The sequence below is a fragment of the Pedobacter chinensis genome, assembly GCF_003339865.1.
Lineage (GTDB): Bacteria > Bacteroidota > Bacteroidia > Sphingobacteriales > Sphingobacteriaceae > Pedobacter > Pedobacter chinensis.
Genome location: NZ_QPKV01000004.1, coordinates 369,039 through 384,533, shown reverse-complemented (window position 1 = coordinate 384,533; position 15,495 = coordinate 369,039). Strand labels below are relative to the sequence as shown.

The 15,495-nt window shown below is 36.3% G+C and carries 17 protein-coding genes and 1 pseudogene; 17 read left to right on the top strand and 1 reads right to left on the bottom strand.

Annotated elements, in window-relative coordinates:
• Nucleotides 1–390: 390 nt before the first annotated feature.
• From DU508_RS11960 to DU508_RS11900, 14 genes and pseudogenes are all read left to right on the top strand, one after another.
• Nucleotides 391–1,497 carry a Fic family protein gene (locus DU508_RS11960; protein ID WP_115403041.1) on the top strand — a complete coding sequence of 369 codons (1,107 nt, stop codon included), beginning with the start codon at nt 391–393 and terminating at the stop codon, nt 1,495–1,497.
• Between the two features lie 56 nt (nt 1,498–1,553).
• Nucleotides 1,554–2,240, top strand: a complete 687-nt coding sequence (locus DU508_RS11955; protein ID WP_158542162.1) for a class I SAM-dependent methyltransferase — start codon at nt 1,554–1,556, stop codon at nt 2,238–2,240.
• Nucleotides 2,241–2,513: 273 nt separating this feature from the next.
• On the top strand, nt 2,514–3,257 hold the full coding sequence (locus tag DU508_RS11950; RefSeq protein ID WP_115403342.1) for an ankyrin repeat domain-containing protein: 744 nt from the start codon (nt 2,514–2,516) through the stop codon (nt 3,255–3,257).
• Between the two features lie 273 nt (nt 3,258–3,530).
• Nucleotides 3,531–4,571 carry an NAD(P)-dependent alcohol dehydrogenase gene (locus tag DU508_RS11945; protein ID WP_115403341.1) on the top strand — a complete coding sequence of 347 codons (1,041 nt, stop codon included), beginning with the start codon at nt 3,531–3,533 and terminating at the stop codon, nt 4,569–4,571.
• 56 nt (nt 4,572–4,627) lie between these two features.
• Nucleotides 4,628–5,545 carry a helix-turn-helix domain-containing protein gene (locus DU508_RS11940; RefSeq protein WP_115403039.1) on the top strand — a complete coding sequence of 306 codons (918 nt, stop codon included), beginning with the start codon at nt 4,628–4,630 and terminating at the stop codon, nt 5,543–5,545.
• A gap of 319 nt (nt 5,546–5,864) precedes the next feature.
• Nucleotides 5,865–6,638, top strand: a complete 774-nt coding sequence (locus DU508_RS11935) for an isocitrate lyase/PEP mutase family protein (RefSeq protein WP_115403038.1) — start codon at nt 5,865–5,867, stop codon at nt 6,636–6,638.
• Nucleotides 6,629–6,777, top strand: a pseudogene (locus tag DU508_RS24080) (Ada metal-binding domain-containing protein); the annotation flags it as partial. The gene DU508_RS11935 and the pseudogene DU508_RS24080, both read left to right, overlap by 10 nt.
• A gap of 129 nt (nt 6,778–6,906) precedes the next feature.
• Nucleotides 6,907–7,701 (top strand): methylated-DNA--[protein]-cysteine S-methyltransferase, encoded by a 795-nt coding sequence (locus DU508_RS11930; protein WP_233509547.1) that lies wholly within the window; start codon nt 6,907–6,909, stop codon nt 7,699–7,701.
• A 145-nt stretch (nt 7,702–7,846) separates the two neighbouring features.
• Entirely contained in the window at nt 7,847–8,656 is an 810-nt protein-coding gene (locus DU508_RS11925; protein WP_115403037.1) for a helix-turn-helix domain-containing protein, read from the top strand.
• 126 nt (nt 8,657–8,782) lie between these two features.
• Nucleotides 8,783–9,349 carry a DUF4256 domain-containing protein gene (locus DU508_RS11920; RefSeq protein ID WP_115403036.1) on the top strand — a complete coding sequence of 189 codons (567 nt, stop codon included), beginning with the start codon at nt 8,783–8,785 and terminating at the stop codon, nt 9,347–9,349.
• Nucleotides 9,350–9,511: 162 nt separating this feature from the next.
• Complete coding sequence (locus DU508_RS11915; RefSeq protein ID WP_115403035.1) at nt 9,512–9,889, top strand: iron chaperone; 378 nt, start codon at nt 9,512–9,514, stop codon at nt 9,887–9,889.
• A gap of 80 nt (nt 9,890–9,969) precedes the next feature.
• Nucleotides 9,970–10,827, top strand: coding sequence for a bifunctional helix-turn-helix domain-containing protein/methylated-DNA--[protein]-cysteine S-methyltransferase (locus tag DU508_RS11910; protein WP_115403034.1), 858 nt, complete (start codon nt 9,970–9,972; stop codon nt 10,825–10,827).
• Between the two features lie 44 nt (nt 10,828–10,871).
• Nucleotides 10,872–11,120, top strand: a complete 249-nt coding sequence (locus DU508_RS11905; protein WP_115403033.1) for an Ada metal-binding domain-containing protein — start codon at nt 10,872–10,874, stop codon at nt 11,118–11,120.
• Nucleotides 11,096–11,704, top strand: coding sequence for an alpha-ketoglutarate-dependent dioxygenase AlkB family protein (locus DU508_RS11900; RefSeq protein ID WP_115403032.1), 609 nt, complete (start codon nt 11,096–11,098; stop codon nt 11,702–11,704). The genes DU508_RS11905 and DU508_RS11900 overlap by 25 nt, the downstream gene beginning before the upstream one ends.
• Nucleotides 11,705–11,731: 27 nt before the next feature.
• Here DU508_RS11900 and DU508_RS11895 read toward each other — a convergent pair whose 3' ends face one another.
• Nucleotides 11,732–12,523, bottom strand: coding sequence for a hypothetical protein (locus DU508_RS11895; protein ID WP_115403031.1), 792 nt, complete (start codon nt 12,521–12,523; stop codon nt 11,732–11,734).
• A gap of 286 nt (nt 12,524–12,809) precedes the next feature.
• On the opposite strand from DU508_RS11895, the gene DU508_RS11890 reads away from it, so the two are divergent.
• The 3 genes from DU508_RS11890 (at nt 12,810) to DU508_RS11880 (ending at nt 15,409) form a co-directional block, all read left to right on the top strand.
• The gene (locus DU508_RS11890; RefSeq protein ID WP_115403340.1) at nt 12,810–13,202 is read left to right on the top strand and encodes a response regulator transcription factor; all 393 of its coding nucleotides are present in this window, start codon (nt 12,810–12,812) and stop codon (nt 13,200–13,202) included.
• A gap of 240 nt (nt 13,203–13,442) precedes the next feature.
• Nucleotides 13,443–13,985: a DUF4199 domain-containing protein gene (locus DU508_RS11885; protein WP_115403030.1), complete on the top strand. Its 543-nt coding sequence runs from the start codon at nt 13,443–13,445 to the stop codon at nt 13,983–13,985.
• A gap of 896 nt (nt 13,986–14,881) precedes the next feature.
• A complete protein-coding gene (locus DU508_RS11880) occupies nt 14,882–15,409 on the top strand; it encodes a DinB family protein (RefSeq protein ID WP_115403029.1) in 528 nt (175 codons plus the stop codon).
• Nucleotides 15,410–15,495 lie beyond the last annotated feature (86 nt).

Genomic DNA, 15,495 nt, shown 5'->3' with positions numbered 1-15,495 from the left:
ACAAAGAAACATAACTATGCTTATAAATTCCTTAGAATAAACTTTCTGTAAACACCTTACTGCCCATCTTCGGACGGACAGTAAGGCAGCCACTAACAACGGTTTGGCACAACCGGGGTTGGGTGCTTCGCAGAAACTTTTGTGCAAGGTAAAAGTTCAGTTCTCCGAATGAGGTTTAGTGCTAATAATTCCCGCTATCGCACCCCCCGAAACGTTAGCTGCAAGCCTGGGTGCATATCCACCAAGCCGACGCTCGACAAACCGCAAGACAGAGCAAACTTAACACAGCAGTTTGGCAAAAGGTAACTGACGTTCTTGCGGTAAAAAACTAAAATAAACACCGCAAATTTGCGGTAAAAAATCAATATATTTGTCGCATAATTAGAAGAAATGGGAAAATACATCCATGAACATAAAAATTGGACAGATTTTACCTGGGATGATAAGGCCATCAATGCCCTATTTGGTAAGGTTCGGCTAATGCAAGGCAAAATCATTGGTCAAATGAATGCTTTGGGCTTTTCTGCAAAAGAAGAAGCTACACTTACTGCCCTAACTTTGGATGTGGTAAAATCTTCGGAAATTGAGGGAGAATTACTCAACTACCACCAGGTGCGTTCGTCCATAGCAAGGCGTTTGGGAATAAATACCGCAGGACTTGTGCCAAGCAGCCGTCATATAGAAGGCATAGTAGAAATGATGCTCGATGCTACCCAACATTACAATTTACCTTTAACAAAAAAACGCTTATTTGGTTGGCACGCAGCACTTTTTCCCACAGGATACAGCGGGCCTTATGAAATAGAAGTGGGCAGATACCGTACAGGCGAAATGCAAGTAGTTTCAGGTGCAATGGGTAAAGAAAAAGTACATTATGAAGCTGTAAAACCCGAACTCGTAAAAACAGAAATGGACAAGTTTCTGGATTGGTTTAACAAAGACAATGGCCTTGACCCTGTTTTAAAAGCTGCCATAGCACACTTTTGGTTTATCATTATCCACCCTTTTGATGATGGAAACGGTCGGATTGGTCGTGCTATAACTGATATGTTGCTTGCTCATGCGGAAGGTAGCGGCGAACGTTTTTACAGTATGTCGAGCCAAATTTTAGTAGAACGCAAACAATATTACGAAATATTGCAAAAAGTGCAGTACAGTACAGGTGACATTACCGAATGGCTTGAATGGTTTTTACATTGCCTGAAAAACGCAATGCTTGCCACTGAAAACACCACGCAAAGAATATTGCATAAAGCTGAATTTTGGAAATTACACGAACACATACTCATTAACGAACGTCAACGTTTAATGCTCAATAAAATTTTTGAAGGTTTTGAAGGCAAACTGCAAACCTCAAAATGGGCAAAAATTACTAAAACCTCTACCGACACTGCCTTACGGGATATAAAAGACTTAGTAAAAAAAGGTATTTTGCAACAAACAAACGATGGAGGAAGAAACGTTAATTACGAATTAGCAGACTTTAAATTAGAATAACCACTGGCTATAACAGCGGTTTTCATCAGGCAGGCTGGCGTGCAATAACAAACTTTTTGTCGAAAAAGCTATCCATCGCAAACCTGAAATCCGGTAGCAAACAGCTTAAAACAACATTAACAACAAACAAAATGATTAAAGAGAAAATAATTTCTGCGTATGAATTAATGGCTGATAAGTATAACGAACTTATTGACCACAAACCTCATAACGCATATTATGACAGACCAAACACACTTCAATTGTTACCGGATGTGAATGGAAAAATAATTCTTGATGCCGCTTGTGGGCCTGGGAAATATGCTGAGATTTTAATTGATAAAGGAGCGATTGTTAAAGGTTTTGACATAAGTCCTAAAATGGTTGAATTAGCAATTCTTAGAAACCATAAAAAAGGGGAGTTTTTTGTTCATGATTTGTCTACCAGTTTTTCTATGATAGAAGATCATTCGTGCGACATAGTGCTTTGTGCATTGGCACTGCATTATATTGAAGACTGGACATTTACTATCAAAGAATTTCATAGAGTTTTAAAAAACAAAGGAATACTTGTAATATCAATTGAGCATCCATTTTATGACTACAATTTTTTCAAATCCAAAGAATACTTTAAAGTCGAAAATGTAAAGTGCACCTGGAAAGGTTTCGGACAACCAGTTGAAGTAAATAGTTTTAGAAGACCACTAAGCGAGTGCATAACCCCATTAACAGACAATGGTTTTTACATTGACAAAATTAGTTGAACCTAAACCAACAATAGAATTTGAACAGTTAGACCCAAAACATTTTAAAGAACTAAATCAATTCCCTGCATTTATGTGTATCAGGGCTGTTAAAAGAGATGGTTGAACATGACAAAAGCCGAACCACTAATAAGCGTTTAGCTGCATTGCTGCTCTCTGGTTGCTTCAGGCTGGTTGATGTGTAAAGCCGATGCTTTGTGCTCTGAAACCTGTCACTTCTTAAAGTCAGAAACCGTTAATGTTAATTTGTTAGAAAACATCAAAACTAATTATATGGATTATTTGCAAAAAATTATAGTTGAAATTGAAGTTCACTCGGCGGATGGAATAAGGGAATGTTTTGAAAATGGAGTAAGTCCTAATGATTACTTTAAGGGTAGGCCGCTGATTTATGAACTCATTACAGAATATTCACGGGGTCCGAAATTCAGGGAATGTTTCAAAGTTTTCGTGGATTATGGTTTAAAATTCGATGATAAAATATTGTTAGCTGTTTTTTTAGATGATGCTGTTTCGCTGGATGCTTTATTAAGTAAGAATAAGGAGGCAGTAAAAAATAAATACACGTTCGACTGTACTTTTACTCCTTTATATGAGGCATCATTACTTCATATTTGTGCTGAATACAATCATCTTGCATGTGCCAGAATATTAGTAAAACATGGCATTGATATAAACGTCAAGGCCGGGATTGACGAAAACGGCTTTGGCGGACAAACACCAGTTTTTCATACCGTAAATCAAAACTCAAACAAATGCATCGACGTGATGAACTATCTTATTTCAGAGTCGGCAGATTTAACCCTTACCGTCAAAGGATTCATTTGGGGTAAAGGTTATGAGTGGGAAACATTTATTCCATCTGTCAATCCAATCAGCTATGCAATGATGGGGTTGCTTCCTCAATTCCAAAGAACAGAAAAATTAATTTATGAGGTAGTTGCTGTTCTCCTTGAAGCTGCTTACGGCATTGACTATAAACCATCAAACCTGCCTAATAAATATTTAAACAGTTAATACAACAATACGATCGGGCATTGCTAAAAAGCGGATTAACATAATTCCATTAAGCAATCCTGCTGAAAATCCCCACATTCGGCAATTCTACTGCTTTAGCGGCAAACTTTACGCCCAACATGTGCGCACTACTTCACAGAGGCAGTTAATGGCAATTTAACAGATTTTAAATCCTTCGATTAAAAAGGCACTTTTTGGATACAACATTCAGAGATATGGATACGGTACTGAAAAGTAAATTGACGACTTTTAGATCATAAAAACTAAATGACCATGATACAGACCAAAGGATATGCAGCACAAAGTGCAGAAAGCAATTTAGAGCCCTGGAATTTTGAGCGCAGGGAAATCGGTGCACACGATATACAAATCAGTATTTCCTATTGTGGCGTCTGCCATACTGATATACACCTGACAAGAAACGAATGGTTTCCCGGGATTTTTCCGATGGTACCAGGACATGAAATTGTTGGAAAAATAGCAAAAGTTGGAAACCACGTAAAAAAATTTAAAGTTGGAGATTTGGCCGGTGTAGGTGTGATCGTTGATTCGTGCCGTGAGTGTGAAGATTGCAGAAACGGCCAGGAACAATTTTGCAACGTGAGTCCGGTACAAACATATAATAACCTGGGTAAAGACGGGAAGCCTGTATACGGAGGCTATTCGGACAATATTGTAGTGAACGAAGATTTTGCACACCACATTTCCGAAAAATTAAATCTTGCCGCAGTTGCACCGTTACTTTGTGCAGGCATCACCACTTACTCGCCATTGCGCAGATGGAAAGTTGGCAAAGGTCATAAACTCGCAATAGTAGGCTTGGGCGGTTTAGGACATATGGGCGTGAAATTTGGTGTGGCTTTTGGTGCAGAAGTGACTGTATTCAGTACTTCGCCCAACAAAGAAGAAGCTGCCAGAACTTTAGGAGCACATCATTTCATTGTATCGAAAGATGAAGCACAGATGAAAGCAGCATCGCGGTCATTCGACTTTATTCTGGATACTGTTGCCAACGACCACGACATTAATCCATATATGAATACATTAAAAACCAATGGCATTTACATCAATATAGGTATGCCTGCCAAACCATGGGAAATTTCATCATTTACTTTGGCAACAGGCAATAAAGTAATAGCAGGTTCAGGAGCAGGCGGCTTACCCGAAACACAGGAAATGCTTAATTTTTGTGCAGAACACAATATCGTTTCTGATATAGAACTGATTGATATAAAAGATATTCATACCGCTTTTAACAGAATGGAAAAAGGCGATGTACGTTATCGTTTTGTGATTGATATGGCAACTTTGTAAAATGATAAGAGAACTTAAAATTCCATCTTTTGTTTTAAGTGTAAATTTGTAGCGATATGAAAAAGCAGAACGCACCATACATCATCAATTCTATTTCAGAACAACATCGTTTCCTGGGTTTGCCCAAACCCAAACACCCGATGATTAGTGTTTTTAGCCTGGAAAGCATTTCTAATAAGGAGCTTAACTTATTAGAACACTTTATACTGAATTTCTATTGTATTGCCATTAAGAAAAATTTCGCAGGGAAAATAAAATACGGGCAACATTATTATGATTATGACGAGGGTATAATGTCCTTTATTTCTCCGAATCAATTATTATCCCATATACAAACGGATGATGTACCCGCTGCAGGAATATGCCTGGTGTTTCATCCCGATTTTTTGATGGGTTACGATTTGGCTAAAAAGATTAAAAACTATGGCTTCTTTTCATACGAATTAACTGAAGCCCTCCATCTTTCAGAACAGGAAGAAACAATAGTAGAAAATATTCTGAGAAATATTGAAACCGAGTATCAATCTAACATTGATAACTTTAGCCAGGATGTGATTATTGCTCAAATAGAACTATTGCTACAATACAGCAACCGCTTTTACAACCGTCAGTTTATTACCCGAAAACCTGCTAACGAAGAAATTTTAATTCGTTTAGAAAATCTTTTAAACAATTATTTCAACGATGAAAAAATGTTGGTTTCGGGCTTACCACCAGTACAACAAATAGCTGAACAACTGAATGTTTCAGCGAATTACCTGAGCGATATGTTACGCAGTATTACCGGACAAACCACGCAGCAACATATTCATAGTAAACTCATCGAAAAAGCAAAAGAGTTGCTTACCACAACCAGTTTATCCGTTAGCGAAATTGCATATCAATTAGGCTTTGAATATCCGCAATCGTTCAATAAATTGTTTAAGAAGAAAACCAATTTAACCCCCATAGAATTTAAGCAATCATTTAATTAAAAAACTAAATGGCATAAAGTATTCATGCAAAATTTTCTTGCAATTAACAATGCCTACGATGCAAAGCTACTTGGAGAAATGGCATAAAGACATGGTTCTTGCATTTTCTTCCCGGCAATGGCAATAAACCAGACTTACTCAAAGACATTGCTGAAAGATTAATTTCTGGAGCGACATTGTAATTCCTGATACAACGGACGACAAAGAAGTTATATTGGGTATCATTTAACCAAAAACGATAACACATAAAAAATACTTGTTAATTTTTCGGTTGTAGCGAAAACACACCAATGAATAATTTTGTCAAAAAATTAAGGATATGACAGATTATTTAAAGTTCAAAGAATTGCATTACCAATCGAAACCATTGCTTTTGGGTAATGCCTGGAATATACAAAGTGCCAGGGTTTTTGAAAAGTCAGGATTCCAGGCCATTGGAACATCAAGTGCAGCTATTGCACATACATTAGGTTATGAAGATGGGCAGCAGATGCCCTTTGCAGATTTATTATTTATTGTAGAGAAAATTAAAAGAAATACACATTTACCGCTTACGGTAGATATAGAGTTCGGGTATGGAAAAACACCAAATGAAGTAGCCAACAACATTGAAAAACTATATCAATTAGGTGTGGCAGGAATTAACATAGAAGATTCCTGTTTTGAAAATTCCGAAAGAAAATTAAAACCTGAAAACATTTTTTTTCACTTTCTTAAAGAAATCATCGAAGAATTACATAGTAGAAATATTCAAATCTTTATCAATGTACGGTGCGATGCGTTTCTGCTGCAATTGCCAAATGCTTTAAAGGAAACACTCAATCGGATTGAACTATATCAACAACTCAGCATAGACGGAATTTTTATACCTTGCATTACCTCAATCAAAGAGATGAAACAGATGGTTTCAAAAACAAAATTGCCGCTGAATGTAATGTGCATGCCTGAACTTCCGGGCTTTGAAACACTCTCTGAATTGGGTATAAAACGAATCAGTATGGGTAATTTTTTGAATGATTTTTCCTATCGGGCTCTGGAAACTGTTTCAGAAAAGATAATAACAGACCAATCATTTCATACATTATGGAACTAACAAAAGAAATAATGTATAAAGCAATTGTCGAAAAAGATACATCGTTTGAAGGTATATTTTTCACAGCTGTTAAAACCACAGGGATTTCTGCCGCCCTGCTTGTACGACACGAAAACCTAAAATTGAAAATGTTGAATTTTTTACCACCACAAAAGAATGCATTTTACAGGGCTACAGGCCTTGTAAGGTTTGTAATCCTTTAAAAACGCTCAATCAAACACCAGAAGAAATCCAGCAGATTCTTCATGAGCTCAATGAAAATCTTTCAATGAAATTAAAAGATTATGATTTGAAGCAAAGAGGTATTGAACCCAGCCAGATTAGGCGATGGTTTGTGAAAAACCACGGTATCACATTTCATGCCTATCAAAGAATGTTCAGGATAAATGCTGCTTTTAAGAAAATTCAGGACGGCGAAAGCATTACACATACGGCCTATGAAATGGGATTTGAATCGTTGAGTGGTTTTGGAGAGTCATTCAAAAATATTTTTGGTGTATCTCCAAAAATGGGCAAATCACAAACCATCATTTTCCTCAAAAGAATCGAAACACCACTCGGAACAATGATTGCATGTGCCACAAATCAAGGTATTTGTCTTTTGGAGTTTACCGATAGGAAAATGCTTGAAACAGAATTAAAAACCATTTCCAAATTATTCAATGCTGTAATTATCCAGGGAAATAGTTCTCATTTTGAGCAGTTGGAAAAGGAGTTGAAAGAATATTTTGATGGACAAAGAACCGTTTTTACCGTGCCTTTAAATACTCCTGGAACAGCATTCCAGAATAAAGTGTGGACAGCTTTGCAGGTAATACCTTACGGAAAAACCAGATCCTATAAACAACAGGCAGAACATATAAATAGTCCAGCAAGCGTAAGAGCAGTAGCCGGTGCTAATGGAATGAACAGAATCTCTATTTTAATTCCATGCCACAGAGTAATTGGCTCGAACGGAAGCTTAACAGGTTACGGAGGCGGACTTTGGCGAAAAAAATATTTACTGGAATTAGAACAAAAAGTTTATAATGAAAAGACTGAATTAAAAGCCATTCCCAAATAATTTTGACCGATATGAAAATATTACAATAACGTGAGTTGACAGCGATTTTCGCATCAAACGGAAGACAGATCCGTAAAAAAGTTTTTCATTAAATTTGATTGTTGGCTTTGCACTTGCCAAAAACACTAAACCGCCACATCTAACAATGGAATATCAGGCAAAATATATAACAGACGATATTAAGCTTTCCTGCTACGAGGATAAGTTTTTCAAATCTGATGTTATGTTTGATCATCACATGCTGATTTGGTTCATCTCGGGCGAAACAAAAATTGTGCAGGCAGATGCCACCTATTTCTTTAAAAAAGGCGATATTTTTTTAATCCCAAGAAATCAACTGGCAACGATTATTAATTATCCCAAAGATGGGCAACCACATAAAACAGTTGTGATGCACCTGTCTACAACGAGGCTAAGGAATTTTTACGCAAACCTGAACGTGAAACCAAAAGCTTTGGAGTTACAAAAAATTTATTCCTTCAATAATCATCCTTTGCTCGAAAGCTGTTTGGCTTCATTGATTCCTTATTTCGAAATGAAAGAACTTCCCGAAGATATTGCATCCTTGAAAATTACAGAAGCCGTCAGTATCCTCAGAACAATCGATAAAGAAACAGACAATGTTCTGGCAAATTTTGAAGAACCCGGGAAAATTGATTTAGCCAGCTATATGGAAAAGAACTTTATGTTCAATTTGCCTTTGGAAAAATTCAGCTTTCTGACCGGTCGTAGCCTGACTACTTTTAAACGTGATTTTAGCAAGGCATTCAGCACAACACCTCAAAGGTGGCTTACACAAAAGCGTTTGGAGTTGGCACATTATCATTTCATCGAAAAGAAAAAGAAACCAATTGATGTTTGCTATGAGGTGGGTTTTGAGAATTTATCTCATTTCTCTTACGCCTTTAAAAAGCAATTTGGTTATACGCCCACATCATTGATTAATGGAAAATAACACAGATCTACCTCTGTCGACACAGAGGCTTAGCATGGTTTTATCTTTGAATCAGATGAAAAAATAAATTACTTACCTTTAAATGATGAGTTTAAAACAAATATTGATTACCAGGAATACAAAAGCATGAGCACCAATAAAAAAGAGTTATTTTCCGGGCAAAGTGAAGAACTGCTGAATATATTAAAAAACCGTTTTGAAAAAAATATGAAACGTCATGAAGGATTTGAATGGACTGAAATAAAGGCAAAACTCGATATTAATCCTGAAAAATTATGGTCGTTGAATGAAATGGAAATATCTGGAGGAGAACCAGATGTTGTAGCTTATGATAAAGAAAAAGCCGAATATATTTTTATTGATTGTTCAGAAGAAAGTCCGAAAGGCCGCAGAAGTTTTTGTTATGATCGCGAGGCATTAGAATCAAGGAAAGTGCACAAGCCACAAAATAATGCGGTTGATGTGGCTACAGCAATGGGCATTGAACTTTTAACCGAAGAACAATACCGGGAATTGCAAAATCTTGGCAATTTTGACACAAAAACATCAAGTTGGATTGTAACACCTGCTGAGATCAGAAAACTCGGTGGTGCGATTTTTTGTGATCGCAGATACAACACTGTCTTCACATATCACAATGGTGCAGAATCTTATTATGGAGCAAGAGGATTTCGTGGCGCATTAAGGGTTTAACCGGAAAGATGTTTCCATTATTCCATATCGAGAACTCATCTTAATTATTAACCTTATTACCAGATATTACACTTATTGTCTGATATAGCACTTAAAATTGCCGTTATTGCACCTTCAGATATTTCTGCCGTTAAGCTAATTTCAATTTTAAATTAAGCAACAATGGATAGTATTAAAACTGATGTAGAAATTTATATAGCCGGATTTCCCAAAGAAACACGGCAGCAATTACAATTATTAAGGCAAACGATACAGAAAGCAGCACCAGATGCAACTGAAAAAATAAGTTACGGTATCCCAACATTTGATTTAAAGGGAAACCTGGTTCATTATGCCGGGTATAAAAACCACATCGGCTTTTACCCGGGCGCCGACGGAATTGAAGCTTTTAAACAAGAATTATCAGCATACAAAGGTGCAAAAGGATCTGTGCAGTTTCCAATCAATCAGCCTCTACCTTTGGATTTGGTTACAAAAATCACTGAATTTCGAATCATCCAAAACTTGAATAAGGCGAAACTCAAATCGAAGAAAAAATAAAGTCAAAACATCAAACATAGCAAGTATCGGGTGGGAAAAAGTTTATTTCGAACCTACTTTTGTGTACTATTATAACAATGATGAAAACACAAGATGAAGTAAACTTTAATAGAATTGCAGATGCAATAAACTATATACAGGCAAATTTTAAAAACCAGCCAGGTTTAGAGGAAATTGCAGATAAGGTAAATTTAAGTCCATTTCATTTTCAACGTTTGTTTAGTGAATGGGCAGGAACAACACCAAAACGTTTTCTACAATATATCAGCATTGGTTATGCCAAGAAGTTACTTAAAGAAAACGATGCCAGCCTATTTACTACTGCTTTAGAAACCGGCTTATCGGGAACGAGCAGGCTTCATGATTTATTTATCAGCATTGAAGGGATGACACCCGGAGAGTACAAAAATGGCGGAGAAAATCTGAGCATCGACTATAGTTTTACCCAAAGCCCTTTCGGAAAAATCATTGTTGCTTCTACAAAGAAAGGAATCTGCCATATTTCTTTCTATAAAGACGAAATCATCGCTTTGGAAAATTTGCAACATATTTTTCCTTTTGCTACCTATAAACATGCTGCAAATGTTGAACATCAAAAAGCGCTGAATATTTTTAATAATGACTGGAATGAACTCAACCAAATCAAACTTCATTTAAAAGGAAGTGATTTTCAGTTAAAAGTTTGGGAGGCATTATTAAAAATCCCGATGGGAAAACTATCAACTTATGGTTCTATTGCCGGGCACATCAAAATGCCGGGTGCATCACGGGCCGTGGGTACCGCCATCGGCAAAAATCCTGTTGCATTTTTAATACCCTGCCATCGTGTGATCCAATCCAGTGGTGTTTTAGGCGGCTATCATTGGGGTACAGACCGCAAAACAGCTATTATTGGTTGGGAAGCATCAAAAGTAGAATTAACTGCCGGAATTGGTTAACCACATTATACTTTTTTACTCACCTGATTCAAAATTCTAAATCAATGATCAAACACCAGGAAATATCTTCTGCAGATCTTAGAGGAAAAATAAAAAACAAAGAGATTTGTTTCGGAGGAAACGCGAGATTAATGATATACGGAAAGCTTGATTGCAAATCGGGCAAAAGAACGAAACCTGAAAACCGCATTTTTTTTGAAACAGAAAACGAGGCCAGGTCTGCTGGATTTAGGCCTTGCGGAAACTGTTTGAACGTAAAATATAAACAATGGATTTATTTAACAACGCAATAAATGTTAACCAGAACCTGCTGCCCTATGGCGGAACAGTAAATTATTATGGGAAATTGTTTTCGCCAAAAAATGCTGACTACTATTTTAATGTGCTGTTAAACACCATAGAATGGAAAAGTGATGAGGCATTTATAATGGGCAAACATATTATTACCAAACGAAAAGTTGCCTGGTACGGTAATGATGCTTATTCTTACACCTATTCAAACACAACCAAATATGCCTTGCCATGGACTGACGAATTGCTCGAACTGAAAAAAATTGCCGAACAAAAAACAGGCACAACCTTTAATTCCTGCCTGTTAAATTTATACCATAATGGTGATGAAGGAATGGCCTACCACAGTGACGATGAAAAAACTTTAGGTAAAAATTCTGCCATAGCCTCCATGAGTTTTGGCGCCGAACGGAGATTTCTATTTAAGCACAAACAAACTAAAGAAACCATTACCACCTTTTTGGAACATGGAAGTTTGTTAGTGATGAAAGATGATACGCAAACCAATTGGCTGCATCGCCTGCCGCCAACTAAAAAAGTAACAAAGGCCAGGATTAATCTAACCTTTAGAAAAATGGTTGTTTAAGCTTTCTTAAACAACCATTTAAAACATCTAGTGCTTAAATTCTTTTATATCCACAATCCTGTCGTCATCAGGATTTTCTTTTAAAAATGAAGTACCACGGGCATTTTTAAACCAACTATAATTTTGTTGGATTTCTCTTACCATCGTTCCTGAACGTAATACCTTAGCTGGTACAGGCAATTCAGCAGTTTCGCCTGTAAGATAATTTACCTGATATAAAGAACTATCGCCAGAAAAAACAAGCGTTGTCCTATCGCCAGAATTTAAAATAAAATTGCCTTGAATAAGCTCATTTGCGTTTTTCCTTTTTACAGGATATACTTTTCCACGAACAGTTGAAATAACAAAATCGTTATTGATCAAAATACTGGTGCGCGTGATTTCTTCCAATCCTTTTGCAAAATCTTTGTCGCCTTTTCCATCGGATGGTTTGATCAAAGCAACTGCATCGGGTTGACCATTTTTAAGTGAAATAATGTAAAATGGAGAGATTTTGCCAGCACCATCTGCTATTTGTACCAAAACCGCCGTTTTTTGGGAGTTGATGAATCTTGCTTCCTGAAATTTCCTGGCCAATGGCTTTGAACCATCCTGTATATAAATTGCGGTATCTTTAAATTTAACAGAAAAGCCGCCAGAACTATCCGGATTTTCAGAGTAAACATCTTCAATAGAGATTACCTTATCTTTGGTTTTAGGAAATTCGTTGAAATCATCCTGATCAGTAATAACTCTTGAGGTTAATGTTTTTTCTAATTTCCCTTGTTTGCAGGCTAATAATGTAATGGAGAGGAACAGGGCTAATAACGTAGTTTTCATAAAAAAAGAATAGCTTTAATTTTTTGGCTAATTTATCTCTTTATTGCTTTCCAATTAAAAAATAAGCAAGAAAAATTATTGATTAACAGAAAAAATACACCGTTTACATTTAATATCTTACCATAAGTTTTTAAAACCAGGCAGATAAAGCAGCAACAATTTTCTAACTGAAGTAGTTTTTTTATTTTTGATGAAACACTAATTTTTAAAGATCATTTTGAACTTTTTACATAAAAACAAAAGCCTGATACTGTATGGGATTTCTTTAGCCCTGATTCTTTTTTTAATGAAGTGGTTAGAGCTGCGTTTAATCATTATTAACCATTCGTTCGAAGTTTATGCTGGTTTTATAGCATTGATATTTACTGGCTTGGGCATTTGGTTGGCCCTAAAGCTAACTAAACCCAAAACTATTTTAGTTGAAAAGGAAGTTTACCCCGATCTTTCAAAAAACTTTGTTGTAAATGAAGATGAATTAGCCAAGCTCAATATCAGTAAAAGGGAATTAGAAGTTTTAGAATTAATGGCCAGCGGCTTAAGTAATCAGGAAATTGCCAACACACTATTTGTATCTCTCAATACTGTTAAAACTCATATTGCAAAGCTTTTTGAAAAACTTGAAGTAAAACGACGAACGCAGGCAGTAGAAACATCGAAAAGGCTTAAAATCATTCCATAATCGATAATACTTAAGTGTGAAATGGAGAGTTTTAGTTAAAATCGCCCAAAAGTATGAGCCAAAAGAAAAAACTTCCTTTCATCTTCGTGGTATAAAAAAATAAACAGATGAAACCATCATGATTTTTCAAACCACACAGTGGTATGAATAAACCGAGCTTGCGAGTTCTTGAACACATAATTAACAAACACTTATGAAAAATCTGATAGCTTCATCACAATTAAAAACAAATTTATAAGGATGAAAAAAATTGTACTTGTATTCGGATTAATTGCAGGCTTAATTGTAACTGCATTAATGGTATTATCCATTGCGAAATGTTATAATAACAGAGATTTTGAAAGTAGCATGTTTCTGGGCTATGCGGCCATGCTGCTGGCTTTCTCTTTTATTTTTGTAGGTATAAAAAACTACAGAGATAAATATAATAATGGAGCAATTACTTTTGGAAAGGGTTTTAAAATCGGACTTCTAATCAGCCTGATCGCATCAACCATGTATGTTGTAGTTTGGTTAATCGATTATTACCTGTTCATTCCTGACTTTATGGATCGATACGCCGAACACGTATTATTACAAGCTAAAAAAGATGGAGCGACAGCTGCAGAGCTGACTGCAAAAACACAGCAAATGGCAGAATATAAAGAGATGTATAAAAACCCGATTCTGGTAATCCTATTTACTTATGCCGAAATTCTTCCAATCGGTTTATTGATTACCATTATCAGCGCTTTAATTTTAAAAAGGAAGACCAATCATCTCTCTTCCATTCAAACTGCTTAACTTAAAGTAGCAACAAAACAATTCAGTAGTAAACCAGTTAGAATCCCCGTAGGTCAGGGGTTCTCGTGCCTATCAATGACGTGTTTTGTAATTCACTTTTATTTAAATTCTTAAAGAAATAATATCCCGCAGATTTAAGAAAATTACGCAGACTTTATTTTTATCTGCGTAATCAGCGACATCTGCGGGAAATACCTGAATAATCCCCAAACAATGGAACACAAACTTTAATAAACACCACACTACTGCCCTACAAAAACAATTCAGCAGTAAACCAGTTAGAATCCCCGTAGGTCAGGGGTTCTTTGTGCCTATCAATGACGTATTTTGTAATTCACTGTTAATCATAATTTTAATTTAAATTCTTAAAGAAATAATATCCCGCAGATTTAAGAAAATTACGCAGACTTTATTTTTATCTGCGTAATCAGCGGCATCTGCGGGAAAATACCCGAACAATCCCCCAGGCGATGAAATACAAAAATTAATAAACAGAACTACTCCGTTACAAAAACAATTCAGCAATAAACCAGGCACAATGCCCGTAGGTCAGGGGTTTACTTCGTAGCTGCTTCGCGATCTTCACTAGGTTCAGAAGGACAATTATTTTTTGTTTTTTTCTTAGCTTAATGAGATTGGGCTCCCACCTGCTTCAGAATGAGAACAACAAGCACGGCCTGAAAAATATTTGTGTCTTTATCGTCCTCAATTCAATATTTGCTTTATGGTTTACCCACCGCACCATTCCCCACTCGATGGGGAATCTTAATACATTTTTCAATTATGCAAATCCTGGCTATAAAGATAAATATCATTTATAAAAACCAAATGGCTAAAACTTTTATTATATAAATCACCATTGTAATTGATTAAGTCATAAACTTTAATAAAATGATATGTTGGTAAAACTATTATTGGGTGAGTTTCTTCGCGAGGCAGAAAGCACCCGAAAACTGCTCCATTCAATCCCTCAAAATATTTTGAATTTCAAACCATCGACCACTTCGTGGACCACTGGTCAGTTAGCTTGGCACATCGCTGAAATTTACAACTGGTACCCTTACACAGTTCATGGCAATGTTTTTAATATGGATGAATACGAAGATGTGGAACGGGACTATACTGATATTGAAAAGATTAAAGCCAGATTTGAAGAAAACTTCAAAAAAGCAAAACAAAGCCTGGAAACGGCAACAGATGAGCAAATGTCAGACTTATGGAAAATGACTGTTGGAGAAAAAACGGTACTACCGGAAACACCGCGGATTCAAGTGATCAGAGGTTTTTTAATGAACCATATTTACCATCACAGAGGAGAAATGATTATATATCTCCGTATAAACGGCTGCAAAGTTCCAGGTCTTTACGGACCCACTTACGAAGATGAGCAGGCGATGCAGGCTGAAGCTAAACCTACTGAATGATATTTTTTATTGAAACTGAACTAAACCATATGGCTTTTGTTGGGTTGCAAAGCTGCTGAGTCTGTGACTGTTTTTAAACCATATTC

Excerpts from the sequence above, each read along its gene's own strand:
- DU508_RS11945 (WP_115403341.1), top strand. The coding sequence starts at position 3,531 with ATGATACAGACCAAAGGATATGCAGCACAAAGTGCAGAAAGCAATTTA.
- DU508_RS11930 (WP_233509547.1), top strand. The coding sequence starts at position 6,907 with ATGAAATTAAAAGATTATGATTTGAAGCAAAGAGGTATTGAACCCAGC.
- DU508_RS11915 (WP_115403035.1), top strand. The coding sequence starts at position 9,512 with ATGGATAGTATTAAAACTGATGTAGAAATTTATATAGCCGGATTTCCC.
- DU508_RS11920 (WP_115403036.1), top strand. The coding sequence starts at position 8,783 with ATGAGCACCAATAAAAAAGAGTTATTTTCCGGGCAAAGTGAAGAACTG.
- DU508_RS11890 (WP_115403340.1), top strand. The coding sequence starts at position 12,810 with ATGAAGTGGTTAGAGCTGCGTTTAATCATTATTAACCATTCGTTCGAA.
- DU508_RS11960 (WP_115403041.1), top strand. The coding sequence starts at position 391 with ATGGGAAAATACATCCATGAACATAAAAATTGGACAGATTTTACCTGG.
- DU508_RS11935 (WP_115403038.1), top strand. The coding sequence starts at position 5,865 with ATGACAGATTATTTAAAGTTCAAAGAATTGCATTACCAATCGAAACCA.
- DU508_RS11895 (WP_115403031.1), bottom strand. The coding sequence starts at position 12,523 with ATGAAAACTACGTTATTAGCCCTGTTCCTCTCCATTACATTATTAGCC.
- DU508_RS11910 (WP_115403034.1), top strand. The coding sequence starts at position 9,970 with ATGAAAACACAAGATGAAGTAAACTTTAATAGAATTGCAGATGCAATA.
- DU508_RS11925 (WP_115403037.1), top strand. The coding sequence starts at position 7,847 with ATGGAATATCAGGCAAAATATATAACAGACGATATTAAGCTTTCCTGC.
- DU508_RS11940 (WP_115403039.1), top strand. The coding sequence starts at position 4,628 with ATGAAAAAGCAGAACGCACCATACATCATCAATTCTATTTCAGAACAA.
- DU508_RS11905 (WP_115403033.1), top strand. The coding sequence starts at position 10,872 with ATGATCAAACACCAGGAAATATCTTCTGCAGATCTTAGAGGAAAAATA.
- DU508_RS11885 (WP_115403030.1), top strand. The coding sequence starts at position 13,443 with ATGAAAAAAATTGTACTTGTATTCGGATTAATTGCAGGCTTAATTGTA.
- DU508_RS11900 (WP_115403032.1), top strand. The coding sequence starts at position 11,096 with ATGGATTTATTTAACAACGCAATAAATGTTAACCAGAACCTGCTGCCC.
- DU508_RS11880 (WP_115403029.1), top strand. The coding sequence starts at position 14,882 with ATGTTGGTAAAACTATTATTGGGTGAGTTTCTTCGCGAGGCAGAAAGC.
- DU508_RS11950 (WP_115403342.1), top strand. The coding sequence starts at position 2,514 with ATGGATTATTTGCAAAAAATTATAGTTGAAATTGAAGTTCACTCGGCG.